Annotated in this window: 16 protein-coding genes and 4 pseudogenes; 10 read left to right on the top strand and 10 right to left on the bottom strand. The window is 40.4% G+C overall.

All coding sequences use genetic code 11. The features are described 5' to 3' along the window. Window positions 1-221: 221 nt before the first annotated feature. The gene (locus tag GGR07_RS09325) at window positions 222-782 is read right to left on the bottom strand and encodes a hypothetical protein (RefSeq protein WP_051990681.1); all 561 of its coding nucleotides are present in this window, start codon (window positions 780-782) and stop codon (window positions 222-224) included. An 11-nt stretch (window positions 783-793) separates the two neighbouring features. Further along, window positions 794-988, bottom strand: coding sequence for a hypothetical protein (locus GGR07_RS13915; RefSeq protein WP_081724063.1), 195 nt, complete (start codon window positions 986-988; stop codon window positions 794-796). Between the two features lie 1470 nt (window positions 989-2458). Here GGR07_RS13915 and GGR07_RS09330 point away from each other — a divergent pair. From GGR07_RS09330 to GGR07_RS09375, 10 genes and pseudogenes are all read left to right on the top strand, one after another. Further along, window positions 2459-2899, top strand: a complete 441-nt coding sequence (locus GGR07_RS09330; RefSeq protein ID WP_051990680.1) for a hypothetical protein — start codon at window positions 2459-2461, stop codon at window positions 2897-2899. Beyond that, a complete protein-coding gene (locus GGR07_RS09335; protein WP_034543933.1) occupies window positions 2886-4208 on the top strand; it encodes a DUF3440 domain-containing protein in 1323 nt (440 codons plus the stop codon). Before GGR07_RS09330 ends, GGR07_RS09335 begins: the two co-directional genes overlap by 14 nt. After that, a complete protein-coding gene (locus GGR07_RS09340) occupies window positions 4205-4723 on the top strand; it encodes an IbrB-like domain-containing protein (RefSeq protein ID WP_021645177.1) in 519 nt (172 codons plus the stop codon). Before GGR07_RS09335 ends, GGR07_RS09340 begins: the two co-directional genes overlap by 4 nt. A gap of 142 nt (window positions 4724-4865) precedes the next feature. Next, window positions 4866-6175: pseudogene (locus GGR07_RS09345) on the top strand (IS5 family transposase). A gap of 245 nt (window positions 6176-6420) precedes the next feature. Continuing rightward, the gene (locus GGR07_RS09350; RefSeq protein WP_021646628.1) at window positions 6421-7107 is read left to right on the top strand and encodes an RNA polymerase sigma factor; all 687 of its coding nucleotides are present in this window, start codon (window positions 6421-6423) and stop codon (window positions 7105-7107) included. A gap of 140 nt (window positions 7108-7247) precedes the next feature. Beyond that, entirely contained in the window at window positions 7248-7913 is a 666-nt protein-coding gene (locus tag GGR07_RS09355; RefSeq protein ID WP_172545181.1) for an outer membrane beta-barrel protein, read from the top strand. Window positions 7914-8105: 192 nt separating this feature from the next. After that, entirely contained in the window at window positions 8106-9617 is a 1512-nt protein-coding gene (locus GGR07_RS09360; RefSeq protein ID WP_034543930.1) for an ATP-binding protein, read from the top strand. A 4-nt stretch (window positions 9618-9621) separates the two neighbouring features. Beyond that, entirely contained in the window at window positions 9622-10329 is a 708-nt protein-coding gene (locus GGR07_RS09365; RefSeq protein WP_021646625.1) for a hypothetical protein, read from the top strand. 54 nt (window positions 10330-10383) lie between these two features. Beyond that, window positions 10384-13677, top strand: coding sequence for a helicase-related protein (locus GGR07_RS09370; RefSeq protein WP_021646624.1), 3294 nt, complete (start codon window positions 10384-10386; stop codon window positions 13675-13677). A gap of 26 nt (window positions 13678-13703) precedes the next feature. Beyond that, window positions 13704-16940 (top strand): Eco57I restriction-modification methylase domain-containing protein, encoded by a 3237-nt coding sequence (locus tag GGR07_RS09375; protein ID WP_183200492.1) that lies wholly within the window; start codon window positions 13704-13706, stop codon window positions 16938-16940. On the opposite strand, the gene GGR07_RS09380 is transcribed toward GGR07_RS09375, so the two are convergent. The 8 genes and pseudogenes from GGR07_RS09380 to GGR07_RS09415 form a co-directional block, all read right to left on the bottom strand. Beyond that, window positions 16933-17862 (bottom strand): TaqI-like C-terminal specificity domain-containing protein, encoded by a 930-nt coding sequence (locus tag GGR07_RS09380; protein ID WP_183200494.1) that lies wholly within the window; start codon window positions 17860-17862, stop codon window positions 16933-16935. The genes GGR07_RS09375 and GGR07_RS09380 overlap by 8 nt on opposite strands. Continuing rightward, window positions 17862-18470 carry a master DNA invertase Mpi family serine-type recombinase gene (locus tag GGR07_RS09385; protein ID WP_021646621.1) on the bottom strand — a complete coding sequence of 203 codons (609 nt, stop codon included), beginning with the start codon at window positions 18468-18470 and terminating at the stop codon, window positions 17862-17864. Before GGR07_RS09385 ends, GGR07_RS09380 begins: the two co-directional genes overlap by 1 nt. Before the next feature lie 128 nt (window positions 18471-18598). Continuing rightward, complete coding sequence (locus GGR07_RS09390) at window positions 18599-19246, bottom strand: hypothetical protein (RefSeq protein WP_021646620.1); 648 nt, start codon at window positions 19244-19246, stop codon at window positions 18599-18601. Further along, window positions 19246-20147: pseudogene (locus GGR07_RS09395) on the bottom strand (relaxase/mobilization nuclease domain-containing protein). The gene GGR07_RS09390 and the pseudogene GGR07_RS09395 overlap by 1 nt, the downstream one beginning before the upstream one ends. Beyond that, window positions 20131-20505: a MobC family plasmid mobilization relaxosome protein gene (locus GGR07_RS09400; RefSeq protein ID WP_021646617.1), complete on the bottom strand. Its 375-nt coding sequence runs from the start codon at window positions 20503-20505 to the stop codon at window positions 20131-20133. Before GGR07_RS09400 ends, GGR07_RS09395 begins: the two are co-directional and overlap by 17 nt. A gap of 95 nt (window positions 20506-20600) precedes the next feature. Next, a pseudogene (locus tag GGR07_RS09405) lies at window positions 20601-22404 on the bottom strand (DUF3987 domain-containing protein). After that, window positions 22355-22954: a BT4734/BF3469 family protein gene (locus GGR07_RS09410; RefSeq protein WP_021646615.1), complete on the bottom strand. Its 600-nt coding sequence runs from the start codon at window positions 22952-22954 to the stop codon at window positions 22355-22357. Before GGR07_RS09410 ends, GGR07_RS09405 begins: the two are co-directional and overlap by 50 nt. Further along, a pseudogene (locus GGR07_RS09415) lies at window positions 22951-23302 on the bottom strand (helix-turn-helix domain-containing protein). The gene GGR07_RS09410 and the pseudogene GGR07_RS09415 overlap by 4 nt, the downstream one beginning before the upstream one ends. Between the last annotated feature and the right edge of the window lie 250 nt (window positions 23303-23552).

Here is a 23552-nt window from a genome sequence, read left to right on the forward strand (position 1 = left end):
ACTTCTTCTCGTGTCATCATAAGTTTTATTTTTGGGCACAAAGATACTGGTCGAAGAGATTGCAGAAAATACGTGGTTTACCGGAGGCTTACAAAGAAGCCTATGTCATAAAAGGGAGTATTCCGTATAACAGGACGGATATTCCGGTTATAAAAGGAAGAGACAACGCAAGGCTCCCATGAGGGATTTCGTAATTCCTCATGGAAACATAGGCTGTGAGGTCAGTCCATACCGAAGCTTTTCATCGGTGGTACCGCTTTATTGAAAGCCGTTCCGAACCGCCCCGTTTTCCATCCGTAAATCTCAGCTACATACGGATAGAGCGAACGGGTCTTTTTGCGGAAGCCGACTTCGTCTATTTCACGGTTGTAAATCAGTTCACCTATGCGTTTCGCCTCGTCAATGTCTTTCGCCACACGATAAAGTACATAGTGAGTGCCGTCATGGTGTGAGAGGCTGCCACGGATATTGAAGCCATCGCTGTACCATTCGTTCTCATCTTCCGACACGCTGAATATGCCATTGATGTTATGTCCCAGTATCGTGTGGCCCTGCCGTCTGCCGTTCCAGAAACCGAGGTCGGCAAATGCCATAACAACGCCGTCAATTAGTTTGTCAAGGTTCATGCGCTCGTCCGACAGATTGTCGTTGATGACCTTTGCCCATTCTGTGTCACTGACATTGTAGTCTTCGTCATCGAGTATGTTACGCTGCGAGCTTTCGTATTCCTCCCTCGCCTTGTCATCAAATAAATCTTCGCTTGACCATATTATCTGTTTCATGTCCGCATGGGTTATATTGTTGCCTGATTGTATATTGACGGTTCGCTTGTCACATTATAAACATACTGGCCGCATCTTACGAGAAGTGCGTCATTGTCGTAATAGAGTTTCTTCATGCCCCTTATAGAGCCTGTGCGGTGGAAATTGGGGAAGCGGCTAATGTCACATCTCCTGCCTTGTTCTGCTGTCATTCTTTTTGTTCGCATATCTGAAAATTTGTTTAATTTTTATTTCCCTATCCTGGAATCTCCTTTTTCGGAACAGTCCGCGAGGGGGTTATCTGCGCATTACAGTGGCATCGTCAAGAGGCGGAAGGCAAGGTTTTCAAGATGATTTTTCATCCATGCTGCAAAATCTCGCCGAAACAGAGCATGACCTTGTCCATCGCTCCCGGATGCCGAACTTCGCGCCGTAAACCTCGATCGGGCGGTCTTCTGAAAAAATAGTCTCTAATGGAGATTGGTATAACAGGAACTTTTATATACAAAAGGCATTTTTGCCCGGAGGGAAAATTCTTGGTAGATTCTCCACAGTATAAAATAAGGCTGGCTGGCAGTTCGGGTTATAGCAGGGCATCCGCTGACAGACATACATAAGAGGCATGCCAGAGCGTGAATTTGGGAACATCCAATGCCTTCTGTTTCATGCAGAAAGGAAATCCCCCTGCCCGGTTATCACAACCAAGCAGATGGAGAGTCAGATATTATGTCGTAGGTCAGACAGCGTAATTGGTGGCTTTCCTATCAAGCATCGGAACTGTGTCCGTTTCCGTCTCTTCCTGTTCCAGCCTGTTCCCCTCAAGGCTCTCGTCAATCCGTTTTTTCTGTTATCTTATACCTGCACACTATGCGGCTTTCATTGCTGTCAGCTTACCTGCTATTTTTTACATGACAGGAGATAGATATACAGGCTTACTATGTTCCACATAGATAACTAACGGCTAGGTTCTGTCTCATCCTCCGGCGGTGCTTATATCCGTGTAATCCTACCATGGAAAGGATTAATCGACCGCATCCCATTTGAGGGAGAGTGTATAAGTATCTTCCACTCTTTTGCGGCATTACGAAGTTTACTAACAGTTCGCTTGCGCTAACTATACTATCCAGCTTCGCCACTCTACGGTATGATACTAACCGTACTTGATTTCCTCTCACGGTTCTGTCTTGTCCTTTCAGAAAATATACTTTGTCCCGACTGGCTTAATACATCATTAACGGCTGAAGCTGTAAAATCGAACGTAAAATTGTTAATAAATACGGACGAAATTCCTTTGAAAGGCTACCGATACTGACAGGATGAATGCTTTTTAAAGATGTGGATGCAAAGGGGTGAGACATACGACCTTACTGCGTGCTGCGAATTTGGCCGTGACGCATACAGATAACAACTATATTCATCAGCAGAGGTGCCATATCTACATATTTAAGAATTGCAATGTTCGGTGATTCTCCACATTAAAACAATCCCTATTAATGGTGATTTCATACCTGTCGGTCATCGGATCTGGAATGACAGAACACCAAAAACAAACTTTTTTATTTGCATTTTTGCAGCTTTAAAAATACCTTTGTGACGATTGTTATAGAACAACGGCTTCTTTCCGAAGTTGCGGGTTGTTTCAGATGCATGTTTGAATAAAGCGGACAGAGGCGTAGTTGGAGTTTACCTTAAAACATATGGAAAAGATGCGTCAGGTCATGAAACTCAAAGGGCAATCCCCCGAATTATATACGCTCGTAGCGCCATTGGCTATGAGCGTTTCCGCCCTGCGTCAGAACAATAACTATCCTTATAAGACTTCATGCCGTCATTGCTGGTATATCCTGTTGGAGCATAAACAGTTGAGGGCGTTCATCCCTTTGGAAAAGAAAGACTCGGCCTCTTTCAAAATAGACAATTATTATGCCCCTTCCGGAACGGAGCGCGGGGAACTGCTCCGTGAATTACTGGAGAGGATATTGCCAGAATACGATTCCCAAGGGCGCGTGTACGCCATTGTACAAAAGAGGGATCAGGAGATTTTTGAGAAGGCCGGCTTTTCGGTTATTCGCCAAATGAAAATCTATGTCAAAATGGAATTGATGCAGACCGGAGGAAGCGACAATGGGGCCGATTGAGACACGAAAGAATGTATATCAAGCGCTTCAGGCAAGAATTGCGACTGTTTTTTCCGCATACGACTATGTCTATGTGGCTTTTTCGGGTGGGAAAGACAGTAGCGTCGTTCTGAATGCTTGTATCGAATACCTGCGCCGGTACAAACCGGGCACGAAACTGGGCGTGTTCCATCTCGATTATGAAATACAATATACGCTGACAACTGAATACATCGATCGCACCTTATCCTCTAATCGTGATTTGCTCGAGGTCTATCGCTGTTGTGTTCCTGTCAAAGTACCTTCTTCGACCTCAATGTATCAGCATTTCTGGAGACCGTGGGACCCCGAAGTATCCGAATGGGTCAGACCGATGCCCAAAGAATGTTTCCGCATGGAGGATTTTGACTATTACACAGTGCAAATGTGGGATTACGAGTTTCAGCAGAGTTTTGCCCACTGGCTCCGCTTGAAGAAAAATGTCCGCCGTGTAGCCTGTCTGATAGGCATCCGTACCCAGGAAAGCTATAACAGGTGGAGACTGATTTATCACCCCAAAGACGGCTATAACCCTTTCTGGCGCGCACAATGGATTCACAATGTAGGGGAAGGCATATACAATATTTATCCGATATACGACTGGAAAACGACCGACATCTGGATCGCCAACGGGCGATTCGGATGGGATTACAATCGTTTGTATGACCTTTATTACCAAGCTGGCGTCCCCTTGAATAAACAGCGGGTGGCTAGTCCGTTCATCTCGCAAGCGATCTCTTCCTTGCACCTTTACCGTGCGATAGACCCCGACATGTGGGGCAAGATGCTGTGCCGTGTCAACGGAGTCAACTTTGCCGGTATCTACGGCCACACTTCAGCCATGGGATGGCGGAGTGCCGGATTGCCGGAAGGAACGACATGGAAACAGTATCTGTACTTCTTGCTCGACACCTTGCCGGAAGAGACACGTGAGAATTACCTGCGAGTACTCTCCGTCAGCAAACGTTTCTGGAAGACTAAAGGAGGCTGTCTGAGCATCGAGACAATAGGGAAACTCAAGGAAAGAGGTATTGAATTACAAGTAATGACTACGAGCAACTACAATACCTGCAAGTTTCCTGTCATGATGGACTATATGGACGATATCGACCTGCCGGAATTCAGGGAACTGCCTACTTACAAACGCATGTGCATCTGCGTGCTCAAGAATGACCATTACTGCAAATACATGGGCTTTGCTCCCGGCAAAAAGGAACAAGAACGTCGTAAAAGGATAATGGACGAATATTCCTCTTATCTGGAAACTCGAAAACGTAAAAAAGAGCCATGAAAGAAAAACAGCCTTATATCAGCCCCGTTTACAGGGTGATTGCCGTACCCGTGGAAAAAGTGCGTGCCAATGCATATAACCCTAATGTGACAATGCCTCCCGAGATGGAGCTGCTGGAACTTTCCATTTGGGAAGACGGCTATACGATGCCATGCGTATGCTACTATATAGAGGAAGAAGACGTCTATGAATTGGTGGACGGTTTTCATCGCTACAAAGTGATGCTTTCCTCCCGCCGGATTTATGAAAGGGAGAACGGATTGCTTCCTGTCACCGTAATAGACAAAGACATTGCCAACCGTATGGCTTCTACCATCCGCCACAACCGGGCGCGTGGCACGCATAAAATCGAACTTATGACCAACCTTGTCGGAGAATTGGTTCGTTTGGGTATGTCCGATGCCTGGATACGGCGGAATCTCGGAATGGACAAAGATGAATTGCTGCGTCTCAAACAAATATCGGGATTGGCGGCTTTATTTGCGGATAAAGACTTCAGCATGGCCGAAGAATGATCCAATATTTACGTTTTACGAAACTTAATAGCCGTTCCTTAAATACTCCATACTCGCCTGATTTATAGCTTATTACAATGCAAATTATTTGCTTATATCTGCAAGATTTCGTACCTTTACAGTACAAATCTTGCAGATATTTATGTTAAAACGTACATCTAAACAGCTCTCTTTATTCTCTTCTTTGGAGGATATGCTTAATCATCAACATCCCCTTTTCCAACTTAGCCATAAGATTAATTGGCAGAGTTTTGATGATGCTTTTTCGCCTTTGTATTGTAGTACGAACGGTCGCCCGGCTCATCCTATTCGCTTGATGTGTGGCCTTTTAATCTTAAAACATTTGCGTAATGTGTCTGATGAAACTGTGGTTTTACAATGGAGTGAGAATGCTTACTACCAATACTTTTGCGGACAACTTGAATTTACTCCCAAAGAGCCCTGTGATGCATCTGACTTAGTTCACTTCAGAAAACGTATCGGTGAGAAAGGTATGGAAATAATATTGGCAGAGAGCATCCGTGTCAATACGGATAAGGATGATGAAGACCATTTTGATACGGCTTTCATAGATTCTACTGTACAGCAGAAGAATATAACTTATCCTACAGATGCGAAGTTGCATAAAAAGATAATCAAAAACGTTTTGAAGATAGTTCATGATAAGTCTTTTCCTCTACGGCAGAGTTATACACGCACCTTGAAAGGAATTTACCGTGCCCAGCGCTTTGGTAACCATCCCAAGAATCGTAAGAAAGCCCTTAAGGCAGACAGGCAACTAAAAACCATAGCAGATCAATTGGTCAGAGAACTCCAGCGTAATCTAGAGGGGGGAAGGAATGGCTATGAGAAGATGTTTGAGTTATACTACAGGGTTCTTTCTCAGAACCGTAAGTCAAAAAATAAAGTATATTCTCTGCATGAACCAGACGTGGTTTGTATCAGTAAAGGCAAGGAACATAAGAAATACGAGTTTGGTAATAAGGTATCCATTCTTCGCTCATGGTCAGGACTTATTCTTGGTGCATGCTCTTTTAGGAATGAATACGATGGGCATACCATACAAAAGACGTTGGAACAAACCCAAAGGATGACCGGGAAACATATTAATAACCTAGCAGCAGATAGAGGGTATAGAGGTGTGAAACAGATTGGGGATACAAAGATACTCATCCCAGACGTTCCTAAAGCAAAAGACACCTACTACCAAAAGAGAAAGAGACACAAACTATTTTGTAAACGAGCAGGCATAGAGCCAACGATAGGACATCTTAAAGAAGACTACAGATTATCTCGCAACTTTTATAAAGGTGTGAGAGGAGATGCTATCAATGTCTTATTAGCTGCGGCCGCATATAACTTCAAAAGAGCTATGAGAGTTCTTTTGTGGCTTATAAAAAAATCAGCGTGAAGTTTGTAAAAGCGAACTTCACGCTGAAATATAGTTTTTAAGGGACGACTTAATAGCGTTACCGAATTCAGGTCTTGATTTTGGAGAAATGAAATTATGTCCGCTTGGTCGTTTTTCTGTAAACACAAGGAAACTGTACTTACTATAAACAACAGATGCCCTCCCCCTGATACACTTGTAAAAAACAACAAGTAAAAAACGAGAACCTTATAATAAACATTAAAACAGAAGACAGGCATGTAGTCATCCATTCTTTTCTCATCATATACAAATATACAAGAAAAGCATGACTAAAGAAGAGTTGCTAAATCTATGCAAAAAAGGAGACGGGCAGGCTTTAAGCCTGCTCTATAAAACTTATGCGGATAGAATGAGAAGGATATGCAACCAATATGTTTCTGACAAGCAAATAGTAAATGACCTTCTACATGATGGATTTATTGTAATTTTCACATCTATCGGAACATTACGCTCCACTGAAAAAAAAGAAAGCTGGATGGGAAAGATAATGAAAAACATTTCATTAAGATATTTGGAACAGTGTCGTTCAATTACCACGGTTTCTTTAGACAGTATAGAAGAAGAAGGATATGAAGAGTCGCCGACTCCATCTTATTCAAATGATTTCCCATCATATGCCATACTGCTTGAGATGATAGAATCATTGCCAAAAGGCTATTGTGAAATCTTCAAATTGGCGGTATTGGAGGGATTATCTCACAAGGAAATCGGGCAATTGTTAAATATAGCCCCACACTCTTCTTCATCACAATTATCCAGAGCCAAGGGAATGTTGCGTAAACTCCTGTCCCGATACCGCGCTATGATAGGGCTACTCATATTGTCATCCGTCATTTCCTTACATCTATTGCTGTATACACATAAAAAAACGCCAATACGGCACAAGAAACGGAATTCGAGCGCAAAGAGGAAAAACAAAGGCCTCATAAGGCTTCGCCTCAAGATACAATGAATATTACCCCTATGCATACCTGTACTGCCCGGAAGCATACCCTCTCTGAATTTGCAAGAGAAGAGAAGGCTAAGCAAGAAAGCATCCGGCAAGACAGTTCCGTTGAAAGAAAAGACAGTGTTCAATCACCTGATCTTCAAATGATAAAAAAACAAAGAATAAGACAAGACGAAGAGTACCATCCCGCCATTACTTCCAGACATTTATCCAATGATAAAAAGGATTGGTCGTTGGCTTTATCCTATTCGGGAGGAGAAAAGCGTACAGATACCCGAAGAACAATGATTCCCGGCAGTATCGCGTCCGATAAGCCGCAAGAAGTAATCAAGGAGTTACACTACCATCTTTCTATAACCTTATCCCTTTCATTATGCAAGAAATTCGATGAACGCAAGGGAATAGAAACAGGCCTTCAATATACACATTTACGTTCAGATTTTACAACTGTCACCAATTACTCTCTAAATGAGGCACAAAAAATAGACTATATAGGAATCCCCATAAAAGGAATATTCAATATTCGGAACGGGCGGAGGTGGTCCATCTACATATCTGCCGGAGTAACTATGGACATTCCCCTAAGAGCTACTTCTGAAAAATCCGTATTTGATGAAAGTGGACAAATTACCTCTCAAACAAGAGGTAACATATATCCGTCTTTGCAGTGGTCTGCAAATTTCGGCATAGGATTTCAATACCGGATTATACCGTCTCTCGGAGTTTATGCGGAGCCCAAGCTGTATTACTTCTTCAAAATCAACGTGATATATCTATCAGCGACTTGCGTACACGTGTTGCAAATATAACGCAAACCCGAAAATAAGCATCCATAAGCAACACACGCTCTTGCTCACAAAAGTACGATTTTTATTCATAAATAACGAGATGTAAACGCATAAAAATCAAAAGAAAGCGATGTTTTTAACAGATTCTTCGGTTTTATCCTTACCTTTGTGTATGATATTGGGGTGTTACACCCAAATAACAATAAGGAAACGATGCAGATACATAACAATACATTGATAGCAGAATGCTCGGCTTACGATTTCAAGGAAATGTTGGAACGTAAGAAAGTAAAATCGTGGCTTAAATCCGTGTCGGCTTTCGCTAATACGGATGGTGGCAGTTTGTTCTATGGAGTGAATGATGACGGCATAATTGTAGGGTTGGAGAATCCACAAGCCGATGCTGATTTTATCAGTGAAATGATAAAGGCAAGACTTGACCCTGTGCCGGAAGTTCAACTTATTCCGATAGAACATGAAGGGCATACCCTGCTTGAAGTGAAAGTAAAGGCAGGAATGCTTACACCTTATTACTATTATCAGGATGGGACACGTACCGCATATGTACGAGTTGGCAATGAAAGTGTAGAATGCAACTCCCAACAATTACTTTCGTTGGTATTAAAAGGCACGCACATGACTTGGGATTCACTGCCTACCCAAGTGGATGCCAGCAAACATTCTTTCATCATCCTTGCCAATACTTTCCGTGAGCAAACCCATCAGGAATGGAACGATAAGTATTTGGAATCATTCGGACTAGTAACTCCTGATGGAAAACTGACCAATGCCGGATTGCTGTTTGTTGATAATTGCACGATATTTCAATCGCGTATTTTCTGCACTCGTTGGACTGGACTCTATAAGGATGATGCTATCAGTTCCGTAGAGCATCGGGATAACCTTGTATTGCTATTGAAATATGGCATGGACTTCATCAAGAACTACACTATGAGCGGATGGGTAAAGATGCCCAATTATCGCCTAAATCTTCCCGACTATTCCGACCGTGCCATCTTTGAAGGAGTGGTAAACCACCTTATCCATAGAGATTATACTGTAATGGGCGGTGAAGTACATATCGACATTTATGATGACCGCGTAGAACTGGTATCACCCGGTGCTATGCTTGACGGTACACAAATTCAAGACCGTGACATATACAAAGTGCCGTCCATGCGTCGTAATCCTGTCATTGCAGATGTGTTCACACAGTTGGATTATATGGAGAAACGTGGTTCCGGTTTACGCAAAATGCGAGAGCTTACAGAGAAATTACCTAATTTCTTGCAAGGAAAAGAACCACAATATCAAACGGAAGCGACCTCCTTCTACACCACATTCTATAATCTGAACTGGGGCGAAAACGGAAGAATACCTGTGGAAGAAGTAGCCAATAGGGTAAATAGTACCCTCGAAAAGTACCCTGTAAATGAAGAAGGTTCGGAGAAAAAGTACCCTGTAAACGGAAATAGTACCCTCGAAAAGTACCCTGTAAATCGAAACATCAACAAACCTGTTGGTAGAACGGCTCAACGTATTATAGATATGGTTATATCTAACCCGATGATAACTCGTGAGAAAATGGCAGAAGAATTGGGTATCTCTTTAGATGGTGTCAAGAAACAGATTAAAAATCTCCGTGGAAGAGGTATTCTTACACACGAAGGTTCTGATAAATCCGGCTATTGGCGCATTATTGTTAACCCTCAAACTGAGCAATAAACCTATGGGAACACCTTTCATACCACTCGGTGCAATAATTGCCGCTTTGATTATCGCCTTTCTGTTTGCTTCCTTACCGCAGGTAAACCACAAGACGCGATACAGGGTACTTTATGCAATAGCCATCATCATGTTATTAGCCGTTATTCCTATCAGTGAGTATATGGCTGAGGACACCAAAAATTCAAACAACAATTACCTGCTTGTTCTGATATTCGATATTGCAGTAGGGTATTTCTGTATGTACATTGCTGCTTTGCTGAAATTCAATGTTCTTAAACGAAAGAACCAAGCATTAGAAAATGCCTTGACAGAAAAGCAACAAGAAAATGTAGCAATCCTATTGGAGCATCAAAACGAAAAACAACAAGCACTTCAGCAAAGAGAGTTTGAATGGTTAGCTGGGAAAATAAAGATGTTTACCGAAGAAGAACAGGAAGCTATTCTTTCCAGTGCTCTATCATTTGCTGAACATGACTTGATAGTTGCTCCCTCAATAAGTATACAGCCCAAAGAAACATGTAGTCAGCAAGAACTAATGTACTTTGTCTGCTCTGCTTTTTACAATATGGATAAAAGTCGTAGTGAAGTTGTGGGTTTCTTATATAAAGTTTTTCCTCTCTATTTTCCTGCTGGAGAAAGTGCATTGGCTAAAAAGATGCCGGGATTGGAGAAAGTTAAGGAAAGGAGAGAAAAAGAAAATGCTCAATAACAATTAGTATTATTAGCGTCACTTATTTCTAATTAAATTTTAATACGAATAATAATGAGTACAAAATTTTTCACAAACAGCACAGGAAACACCTTGTTTGATAAATTCAAAGGTATTGCTGCTGATATGATAAATTTCGATAGTTTTTTAGCAGTTGTTGGATTTTTTCGCTCATCTGGTTATTTTAAATTACGAAAAGAGTTGGGTAATGTATCAGAAATTAAAATATTGGTAGGCATTAATATTGATGATATTTTTCGCAAACACAATAAAGCTCTATTGATGTTAGCAGACGAAGATAAAGCGAAAGAAATCTATCACAACGGCTTCAAAGAGGACATTATTAATGCCCAATATTCTCCTGAAGTAGAAGAGGGTATTTTACAGATGTGTAAAGACCTTGTTTCAGGACGCTTACAAATGCGTATCCACGCTACTAAAAACCTGCACGCTAAATTCTATCTCTGTTTGCCACAAAATCATAGCGAACATAGCGATGGTTGGGTTATTATGGGATCGTCAAATATCTCTGATTCGGGTTTAGGCATTAAGCAACCACCACAATACGAACTTAATGTAGCGATGAAAGACTTTGACGATGTGAAGTATTGCTCTGATGAGTTTTGGGCTTTGTGGAATGAAGCTGTGCCATTGACTGTAGAAGATATTGAAGAGTACAAGAAGAAAACATATTTGGGTTATCAGCCAACGCCATACGAACTATACATAAAAGTGCTTATCGATACTTTTGGCGACCAAGTGGAAGATGATTTTTCCATTCAGTTGCCCGATGGTGTCAAGGATTTGAAATATCAGAAAGATGCCGTTATTCAAGGCTATCAGATGCTGATGCAGCATAACGGCTTGTTCCTTGCTGATGTTGTAGGTTTGGGAAAGACTATGATTGCTACAATGATAGCCAAGCGATTTGTAGAGGCTAACGGTAAAAACACCAATATCCTTGTTGTTTATCCTCCTGCTCTGGAAGACAACTGGAGAAATACATTCAAGTTGTTCGGCATCTACAAAAAAGCTCAGTTTATCACTAATGGTAGCCTATCCAAAGTTCTTGACGGTAAAGACAACTACAAGGATAAAGAGGAGTTTGACCTAATCATTGTCGATGAAGCACACGGTTTCCGTAGCGATAGTTCGGGCAAGTATGACGAGTTGCAGAAGATATGCAAGTCTCCTTGCATAAATATGGGCTTATTGAAGAGTTCACAGAAGAAAGTGATGCTTCTTTCAGCAACTCCGCTCAACAACCGTCCCGATGATTTGCAGAATCAATTATTGCTGTTCCAAAACAGTCAGAGTTGTACCATTGATGGAGTTCCAAACCTCAAAGGTTTCTTCTCAGAACACATATTGGACTACAAGCGATTGATGCGTGAACGTGACCAGCGTGATGTTACATCCGAAGTGGATAAAATATATGAGCAAATCCGTAGTAAGGTTATCGACAAAGTAACAGTTCGTCGTACACGCAACAACATTCTAAATGACCCTGATTATAGAGCAGACATCAAGTCTCAGGGCATCATATTCCCCAATATTCTGCCACCTAACGAATTGGAGTACGTGATGGACTCCGACACAAGTAATCGTTTCTACGAAACATTGAAACAATTAACCGATGGGAAAACAGATGAGAATCCAGAGGGCAAGGGACTAACTTATGCTCGTTATCGTGCAGTAGAGTTTTTGAAGCTTGAATATCGTAACAAGTACAAGAATGCTGTACATATCGGTCAGACATTGGCAGCTATCTATCGTGTCCATATGGTAAAGCGATTGGAGAGTAGTTTCTATGCTTTCAAGAAGTCGCTCCGCACACTTCTTCGTATCACAACCGATATGATTAAGATGTTTGAAGAGGACAAGGTTATCATTGCTCCTGACTTGAAAGTAAAAGATCTTCAAGCAAAGAATATGGAACTTGACGAGATTATAGAGTATGCTATTACAAAAGGATATGCCACAGAAGATATACTCTTTACCGCAGATGCTTTCAGTTCCGACTTTATTGAAATGCTCCATCACGACCGTGAGATATTGGAACAACTCAATGCAGATTGGGAGAAAGAAAATGACGACCCAAAATTCGATAAGTTCCAAGAAAACCTTACTCATAACTTCTTCGATAAAGAGAGAAATCCATCGGGCAAATTGGTATTGTTCTCCGAAAGTGTAGATACACTGAACTATTTGTACGATAGACTTACAAAGGAAATTGGTCGTTCCGATGTCTTAATGGCTACAGCAGCCAACCGCAATCGTTTGGGGCAGACCATCAAGGAAAATTTTGATGCAAACTTTGACAGCGATTCTATGAGGTACAACATTATCATTACCTCTGATGTGTTAGCGGAAGGTGTGAACTTGCATCGTTCTAATGTGATTGTCAATTATGATTCGCCTTGGAACGCTACCCGATTGATGCAGCGCATTGGTCGTGTAAACCGTATCGGATCAGTTGCTACCAACATCTACAACTATATGTTCTACCCATCTCAACAAGGAGATAAAGAAATTCAGTTATATAAGAATGCCCTTGTCAAGTTGCAAGGTTTCCATTCGGCATTTGGCGAAGATGCACAAATCTACTCCAAAGAGGAGATTGTAAAGGAGTTCCAGATGTTCGATAGCAATGTAAAGGATAGCATTGACAAGAAAATTGCCCTATTGCGTGAGGTGCGTGAACTCTATAATAGCGACCGCAAACTGTATCACAAAATCAAGGCACTGCCAATGAAGAGCCGTGTAATGCGTGATACAGGAAAGCATAGCGGTAAGTCTATAATATTTGTTTCTTCCAATGTTAAAACAGAGTTCTATTTGGCATCAGCAACTAGTGCGGAGGTTATTGACTTCCTTGAAGCAGTAAAATATCTCAAAGCGAAGCCAGAAGAACAGCCTGTGCCATTTTCTAAAGAAGAGCAACACTACAAACATGTAAATAGTGCATTAGCTCAATATACGACCGAATATGTGGAGGCTGCCGATACATCATCCATCAACCGCACTGACCTTGGCAAGACTTCGCTTGAAGCCAACAAGTTCTTGCGCACCATCAAGCAGATAACAACCGATAATGAATTGAAATCACAATGCGATGTGTTGATGGGATATATCAATGAAGGTATCTACGCCCAGCTACCTCGTTACTTGAAAGCTTTGTCTCGTGAATACAAGAGCGACCGTGCAAAGATGAAGCAAGATGAGTATTGTTTACAAAACAAAATATCGGAACTACTTGGTGAGTATCAGACGATGAACAAGGAGCAACGCCACGATGCACAAGATATTTCCAATCCTCAAATCATTATTTCAGAGAGTTTCAAATAAATCACTCACTATAAACCAATATTACTATGGCAACTATATATACTACAGATAGTTTAAGAAACCTGTTCCGATCGTCATTCAACTTGACACAATGGTATAGCTTTTCGCAACACTTTTTCAATGTAAGTGAATTGAAGAAGAAACCTGAAAGAATTATTGAGAACACTTCGGATGAGGGCTACTATTTAGGCAACATAAATACTACCGATAGTTACCGTATCGGTTTGTTTCAATATAACATCTCAAAAGGTTCAGTTGCTAACAAGCGTGTGGGGCTTCGCAATCTTGTAAAATCATTTATCAATCCTACTTGGGGTGAGTTTGATGCAGCATTGGTGGTGTTCGACAGTGGCGACCATTGGCGTTTGTCATTCATTTGTGATATTAAGGGCGAAGCGACATCACCCAAACGATATACGTATGTTTTCGGTAGTGATAATCTGCTATACCGAACACCTATTGAGCGTTTCAACTTCTTGAAAAAGAAAGGTGTATCATTTGAGAATTTGAAAATAGCCTTCTCCGTTGAAGCTCTCTCTGATGAGTTCTTTAATAAATACCGTGAACAATACGCTGATTTCATTCAATACATTACAGGCAAGCGGTTCGTTAAAGTAGGTAGCAAGTGGGAAGAAAAGGTGCTTGGCGAGCCTAATGCTGCATTGATGCAAGCATTTGACCACAACGAAAAGAAAATTCGTGATTATGTAAAGAAGATGATGGGACGAATCACCTTCCTACACTTCTTGCAGCGCAAAGGCTGGATGTGTGGCGACCTCAACTACATGCAGAATATGTTTGAGAACTCGGCATACAAAAACGATTATCTTGATTCTGTTCTTGAACCTCTGTTCTTCGGTATATTGAATACTAAACCTGCGGAACGTGAAGCTCTATTTGCTAATTACGGCTGGGATAAGTCTTTGCTTGCCGAGTGGAAAGATATTCCATATCTCAATGGTGGTTTGTTTGAACGTGATACGGAAGATGAGCCAGAGAGCCGTTTCCCTTCTGAATACTTCAAACGCTTGTTCCAATTCTTCAGCGAGTATAATTTTACCATTGATGAGAACGACCCTAATGATGCCGAGGTCGGTGTTGACCCCGAAATGTTGGGTAAAATCTTCGAAAACTTGCTTGAAGACAACAAAGATAAAGGAGCGTTCTACACTCCGAAGGAGATTGTACGCTATATGTGCCAGGAATCGCTTATTGCCTATCTTGAAACCAATACAAGCGTGGCAAAAGATAAGATTCGCAAATTCGTTCTTTCTCCCGAAGATGGTGTAGCTGACATTCCTGATAATAAGAAGCCAAAACTACTTACAGCACTTGAAGAGGTGAAGATTTGCGACCCTGCCATCGGTTCTGGTGCATTCCCTATGGGTTTGCTTAATGAATTGTTGCATTGTCGTGAAGTGTTGAGCGGCGAGTGTTATGACCGTGCCGAAATTAAGAAGAGTATTATCCAAAACAACATCTATGGTGTAGATATTGAGAAAGGTGCTGTTGATATTGCCCGTTTGCGTTTCTGGCTTTCAATCGTAGTTGATGAGGAAACACCATCGCCATTGCCTAACCTTGACTATAAAATTATGCAAGGTAATTCGCTTGTTGAAAATTTTACAGGTGTGGATTTAAGCAAACTTACATACGAAAAAGAGTACAAGAATGACAAAGGGGACTTCTCTCTTTTTGATGATGAGAAGAACCGTTTGCAAAAGACAGTTTCACATCTGTTATCAACATACTACTTTTGTTACGACCACGATAAAAAGGTAAAACTGCAACAAGAGATTTCAGATGCTATCAACCAACAATTAGAAGTACAATTCATAAATCCTGAGATACTCGCAGAACTTAAAAAAATTAATCTTGCGGCAAATTCCCAGTTCTTTTTGTGGCACACATGGTTTAGAGATGTGTTCAATCTCTCTTCTGAAGATAATGGTTTTGATATTGTAATTGGTAATCCACCATACATTCAGTTACAGAATAATGAGGGAGAGCTTGCAAAACTATTAGGAAATTGCAATTTTGAAACATTTACCCGTACAGGTGATATTTATTGCTTATTCTATGAAAAAGGATGGCAAATGCTTAAGCAGAATGGACATTTGTGTTTTATCACGTCCAATAAATGGATGCGCGCTGGATATGGAGAAAAGACACGTTTGTTTTTTTCGACTAAAACGAATCCAAAACTATTGATAGACTTTGCTGGAACGAAAATCTTTGATGCTGCTACTGTTGATACAAATATTCTACTCTTTGAGAAGGGGCAAAACAAGCATAATACCATTTGTGCCATAACTGATAAGCAAGGAAAAAGTTGCTTAAATAATTTGAGCGTTTTTGTACAGCAACAGGGTGTGGAGTGTGATTTTACTTGCTCTGACTCATGGGTGATATTGTCTCCCATAGAACAGATCATTAAACAGAGGATAGAGGCAGTAGGTACTCCACTCAAGGATTGGGACATTCAAATCAACTATGGTATAAAGACAGGCTTCAATGACGCTTTTATCATAAATACAGAAAAGCGTAATGAAATTCTCGCTCGTTGTCAATCGGAAGAAGAGCGTGTAAGAACGGCTGAACTTATACGACCGATTCTTCGTGGCAGAGACATCAAGAGATATGGATATGAATGGGCTAATAAATATCTCATAGCTACCTTTCCATCACATCACTATGATATAGAGCAGTACCCTGCCGTAAAACAACATCTTCTTTCGTTCGGCAAAGAAAGACTGGAACAAACTGGTAAGACCTATACCGTCGATGGTAAAAAGGTCAAGGCTCGCAAGAAAACTAATAACAAATGGTTTGAAACACAAGACAGCATCAGTTATTGGGAGGATTTTAATAAGCCAAAAATCATGTATCCTAATATGACAAAATATATGCCATTTTATTATGATGAAAAAGCATTTTATCAAAACGACAAATCGTTTATGATAACAGGAAAACATGTCTCATATTTAACAGCATTTCTAAACTCTTCATTATTCAAATTTTGTTTTCGTGATAATTTTCCTGAATTACTAGGTGGTACAAGAGAACTAAGAAAAATATTCTTTGATAAGATACCAGTTCTTGAAGTATCAGACAAAATTGATAATATATTTAAAGAAGCTATAACCCAACTACAATTAGATTATAGCAAAGAACAAGCAATAGCTATTGATAATCTATTGTTTGATTTGTATAATCTAACCATAGAGGAGCGTAAGGTAGTTGGTTATATAGAGATTAACTAAAATTATCCTCTATATACTTTTGTTCTTCAGGAGATAAGTTGTATAGATCAAAAATCTTACAACTTATTTCTTTTTCATTATTTATCTCCTTGCAATAAAGTAGTTTCTTAAGAGCTTTTTCAAACTCTAAATTTTGTTCAGCAGTTATTATTGGAATTTTTATAGGATCAACTGCTTGTACACTTATAAGTAAATCACCAGTTCCAGTTTTAGGTGCATCTTTAAGAAGATAATGACCCATGGGGGAATTTAATACGCAGCATATAAATTCAATGTTGTTACCTGTCGCAAAACAGGTGCTGTCAAGACCTAATGCTTTATTATTGTCATAACAAAATCGAAGGATAGAACCGACTCTTTTCCATACAATTTTTGGCTTATTAAAATCCTCCCAATACTTTGCGCCCCATCTTTGCATAGCATACCATTCATAGCGGATACCTGTTTCAGCTTTATTGCGCTTTGATAATGGTTCTTTATACTGCAGCATATGTAAATACACAGCTGGATATTGTTCTTGGAATGCTTGTTCAGCTTTGTCCGATGCACCTTGAATGGATTCGTCAAACTGGTACGGGAAATGCCATGGAATGTAAATCAGCCACAGATTGGCCCATTCATATCCATATCTCTTGATGTCCCTGCCACGAAGAATCGGTCGTATAAGTTCAGCTGTTCTTGCATGCTCTTCTTCCGTTAGACAGTTTGCTAATATTTCATTACGCTTTTCTGTATTTATGATAAAAGCGTCATTGAAGCCTGTCTTTATACCATAGTTGATTTGAATGTCCCAATCCTTGAGTGGAGTACCTACTGCCTCTATCTTCTGTTTAATGATCTGTTCTATGGGAGACAATATCACCCATGAGTCAGAGCAAGTAAAATCACACTCCACACCCTGTTGCTGTACAAAAACGCTCATTATTGTGCAGCAATAAAAGTCTTGATGAACCGAGATAATGTATTTCTATCAACTTTGCATATCTTGGCGATTTTACGTTGAGAAACTTCGGCTTTCAGTAATTCTTCTATAAGCACACATTTTTCATGTAGCTTGTATTTTTCAGGAGAACTCTTCTTTCCTCTGGGGCGACCTAATACAACTCCGTCCGCCTTCTTACGAGCCAGTGCTTCCTTTGTCCTTTGACTAATAAGATTACGCTCAATCTCTGCAGATAGTCCAAAAGCAAAAGCGAGTACTTTACTTTGGATATCATCACCAAGTCGATAATTATCTTTTATAGTCCATACACGACATTCTTTGGTCATGCAAATATTTAATATTTCCATAATCATAAATAGATTTCTACCCAAACGTGATAGTTCTGCACAAATAATAAGATCGTCTTTTTGAATCTGTTCCAAAAGTCTGCCCAACTCACGTTTATTATATGATTTCATACCACTAATGGTTTCCTCTATCCAACCATCAATTACAAGGTTATTGCGTTCACAAAAATTATTAATTTCAAAACGCTGATTCTCTACTGTCTGTTTATCACTGCTGACTCTAATATATCCGTAAATCATAATTCTTAAATTATTATTGTTTATACCTTATGAAATATCTCATGGTCATAAGAAAATCCTTTTAGATATTCAATAAGAATATAAAAGGATAAATTCTTAATAAGCAGTGATTTTACACACGATAGATGCTATTTCTTTGTTGTGAGTTCCTCCATTCTTTGTAATATGAATCCAGACTGCTCTTTCACCGCTCGATACATCGAATAATACGCAAAGCTCTCTTCTTTATACTTCATGCTACTAGCAGAAGCAACAACAGCCCACGTAACAATAGCAACAATAAATACCATGACATATCGAAGTTTTATATGATAGCCATATATAAACAACCCACTGATACTAGATGGAATAACGGTTACAGGACTTTTCAATTCATTGATTTTTTCCAATATCTCATCCTGCCGTTTCAATATACATCGGGTATTAGTTTCGATAGTCATACGATTCTGATTGTAATCGCAAACGTGCCGATAAAGATATTCAAGAAGTCTGGACTTCTGCTTGAATAAATCAATGAGTTTTGGAAACCATAGCGAAAACGGCAATGTGTTAGGCTGCTGTTGCCAGATATGTTTCTTGATCACAGACAAGGCTTCATTCCAGCAAGTACAGAAACTTTTGGCAATTCCAGTATAAATGGCCTTTTCATTGGAATCCGCTTTTACAGATTGTTCCACTTTAGGAACAGTGGTATTCTGTTTTTTAATACACTCTTTCAGTTCGTTGATACTTTGGCGCAAATTCGCAAGATTTGCAGCTACTACATCTTCTTTCATTATCTTCTACGTTTTGAGGTTTTATAAAAAGGTTCGTTTCTTTCGTTGTCTCTGTTTTTATCGTTTCGCCATCCTTGTTCATTGTTGTTTCCTCCACCTCCACTGGGAGTTATGGCTTGATGGGGTTGAATAATCAGTTCCGCTACCACATTACCCAATGTAGCACAAAGGCTGTTAAAACTCAAATCACGGTCAAGTTTAGAACCAGCCATGTGCTATACTCATCCTGACAGAATGATATACCACGAATTTTATCAGCATTCTCAGCGTGATTAAAACGCATATCTATACCCAAGCCTTTGAGAATGCTAAAAAAGTCATTCCACGAATGAGAATTTGCTCGTGCATCAAGCACAGAGGAACGAAGATTATACTTCCGTAGTTGATGAGGACGCAAACGGCTCTTATTTCTGGCTTTGCTATTTTTAGGGGCAAAGTAAAGTCCATACTCTTTAGTCAAAGCACGACAGATTTTTGCATTGCGTATTCTTTCATTGCTGTCAGAAATGAGATTGCCTTCATTGTCTATCCGATTGAATACCAAATGACAATGAGGATGTTTCGTGTCGTGATGCCGAGCTATGATATATTGAGTATTGCGAATCCTCATTTGTTCCATCCATTTCTTGGCAATCTCCACCATAAGTGCATTCCCTTCTTCATTATCAGGGAAATGGTTAATATCTTGCGAAGAGAAAGCAAGTGATACGTGCTTCACAGGACTCTTTACTTTCAGGCGTATGGACGCTTGAAGGCAAAAAGAATCGGCAATCAACTTATTGCTAATGGCACATACTCCTTCGTGCGCTAAAAGTGTAGCGCATTTCTTCTTGTTCTTTTGGTCGTTGGCATAGTTTACAATACCTCCGAAATCAACTCTTGTTTTAATCTTCGCTATCATGACAGGTATTCTTTACTTGGGTGATAATTCTACTAACTTCCGAGACAATCGAAAAACACTGTTGTTTGACTGTTTCCAATCCATAGATGTGCATCTGATGGGCAATCTGATTGACGTTATTGGCGATACCGGAAAGGTCACGAATTGCCGATACCATTTCCGGACTGATGCGTTGACAGACTTGACAATCCATTGCAGCCTGATGGCAAAATTCATTGACAGACAATCCTGCCTGTTCCGCTTTGGATTGGATATAAATGTAGTCGTTCTCGGTAAACATTACCCGAAAACATTTGGTACGTTTCTGATAGCTCGCCAACTTTGGGCGGCCACCAAGTTTCTTTTCCTTTATACTCATATTGATTTTCGATATTGATTAATTGCTTTTTTGAGAGTGGCAGTTCTATCGCTTGCCGCATAGGTTTTAGTGGCACTAAAACACAAACTTGCCACTCAAAAAATCTTCCTATATTTCCCCTGCTCTATCCGGCATAGCTTGCCATCTTTAATAAAGGCTTCTATCCACTTGTTTGCCGTACTTCCATTCTCACTCAAAGTTAAAACCGCCGCATCATAATCTTTCTTTGTAAAAGTGTCAGGCAACATATTATAAAGAGTGTTCCTTCGTGCATAAACGCCCGTCTCTTGCGAAGCGGTATTGAATCGCTTAGACTGATTTCCCGACAAATTCTGATAAATGAATACGGCATGATAAAGCAGGGTGTCGCAAATACTCATAGCTATGGAATAGTCAAACTTATGGCAAACCAATTGTACAGTCTCGTCAGAAGAAGATTTGTGAATCACATTATCCAAATGTCGGACAGCAGTCAACACCATCATTATACGATAAGCAATCAGTCCCATCCGTCTGACTACTCCTTGCATCTTGTTATCCACTTCGTCACAACATTCCTCATTCACCCTACTGAGATATTCAATAAAGTGTTCCTGTAAATCAGAGGGAAGAGAAAAGGAATAATTACCCTGTCGTACAAAATTCTCATGTAAATGGCAGAATTTATCTCCCAACAGTTTGAACATGGCATTCTTGGATTGGGAAATGTCGCTTGTGGCAAACACATTTCTTATACCTCGTTTGAAGTGGATAATATAGAAACAAAAGCGACTCATCAATCCGTTCTCTGCATCAGGTATCAATCTTCTTACCTGTTCTGGAGTTCCAGCCAAAGCTACCGAAACTCTCGGATTAGCTACTTCGCAATACTCCCTGTCCTTGCGCCGACTCAAACTTACCAGCTCGTGGTGAAACGCCTTTCGCAACACATCGGAATAGTTACCATAGTCAGACTTCAAAGTCTGGCTTAACGTGTCACCTTCCGATTCAAACAACAGCCCGATTCCGTCATTATCCCCCAATATCTTCAAGAAAGAACTTGCGCTACTATTGGCAGGAATGACGAGCATACGCATGGGCGGTTCTGTTGGCATAGTCATTCCTTCAGTTTTCTTACCTTTGATATAAGTGCTCATCGCTTCTTTGTATTCCTGTTCCATCCGCTTTGAAAGTTCATGCAAATTACGGTTAATGGGGGCTACCAATTCCCGGCATAAGGTCAATGCTCCTTTTCCCATACCTGCATCTGCCACAACGAACAGATATAGATTCGGATAAACAATACGTTCATCGTACACACCACAAACATTATGAAAGCATACCGACAAACACACAATAGCCCCAATCAGTATCGTATCACGGTCATCTGTTGAAATGGAATTATTGACAACCTCATTTAGAAAAGGAGGAAGATGCTCAAACACACATTCAGGAAATACAGGAAGTTCTTCTTCTGATTTTATCCATTTACCCGTTTTACCATTTTGGATATTTGGTAAAATGGATAAATGCTCTTTACTGAACGAAGCCAATGAGATTCCGGCCTGATTTGCCAAATGGAAAAAAGAACGGATAGTAATGCCTTGCCCTTTGGAGTGCAGACAATGCGTATATTGTTTATCCGTTTCTTCCCTTTGATAGGTAGGGTAAAACCTGCTGATGCGGTGATAATACTCCCGTCCGTTCTCTCCCAATCCATCCACAAGTGCAAAGCCCAACTCCACCCAATCTTTATAATGAGGGGCTATATCAATGGCACGCCGTTCTATCTCCCGAGCAACACATTCCACATCTTCCTCCACCTTAATTATATATAGGGGAAATACTTGGCGTATGTATTTGCTGTATTTCAGAAGGGACATTCTCCCAATCTTGGGCAGAAAAGATTTTCTTCGACATCATCTTTGTATTTATGGTTAATATATGCTTGTGGGTCGTAGGGTAAGAAGCATGAACGAGCCACATCACTGCCGGACATATCCACTAATGGCAAACCTGTTGCTTTGATGCAGTTAGCAACAGCCTTGAAGTACCGAGAATGTTCCCAGCCTTTCAAGTCAACAGGTATTATCCACTTCAATCCATTACCGGATGGACTGACAAATAACAGTTCCGTATCAAAATACTCATGGTTGAGTAATTGTCGCTTTAACTCCTCAATATTCTCCACATGATCGAAATCCAAACACATCAATCCTGAGTGCATTATCAGTTCCTTCTCATTACGCTTGCGAAATAATCCCGAAAAGGTACAATAGTCAAAATGGGTGGCCTTGTACTTTTTGGCTTCGGGATAAGACTGCATCTGCCGCAGGTTTTCGGTTTGTGGTTGGGCATAATGCCCGATGATATAACGATACACATCCACAATACCTACCGCCCTTATCGGTTCGATGTTTTGAATGGGCTTGCGAAAGAATGAAAAACAATAGTCTATCGTTTCCATCATCTGATAATCTTTTTAGATTCGACAAATCGTTTGGCTTCTTCCATTAAGTCATCTTGTGTCTTATGCGATTTGTTCTTCAGCCAATCGTCAATTTCCGATTGCAAGAAAGCCAATGCCTTATTTATTTTATGTACGGGAATCTGTTTGGTTGATACCCATCCATAAACCGTTTGCTTGGCTGGATGTGATGGAAGATAAGCGCAAAGCGTCTATATCCATCCACTTAGGTGAGCTACTTGCCTGCTTATGCTGCAAGGCATTTACTTTAGATTGCAGTGCTTCTACGGACTCAATCAGGTAAGACAACGCATTCGGCATTTCCTCCAATGAATTTACTTTATAAGCCATTTTTTCTTCGTATTAAAGTTTATGCCGCAAAAGTATAGGGATGCTTATAGGTGCTAAATAGGTGCTTGACCGCCACCAATCAACCGCTCATTTACCACTGACAGATTTAAGTTTCATTAATACGAGAATTTATTGGAAGCCATAATAAAAGGAGAATAAACCACTATTGGGACTAACACATTCCTTACCGAAAGCCTCAATACTACAAAATCCCCCTCAAAAAGCCGATGCTTCATGAGGGGTAAACGGT

Source organism: Bacteroides pyogenes, from assembly GCF_014196225.1.
In the GTDB taxonomy this organism is placed as follows: Bacteria; Bacteroidota; Bacteroidia; order Bacteroidales; family Bacteroidaceae; genus Bacteroides; species Bacteroides pyogenes_A.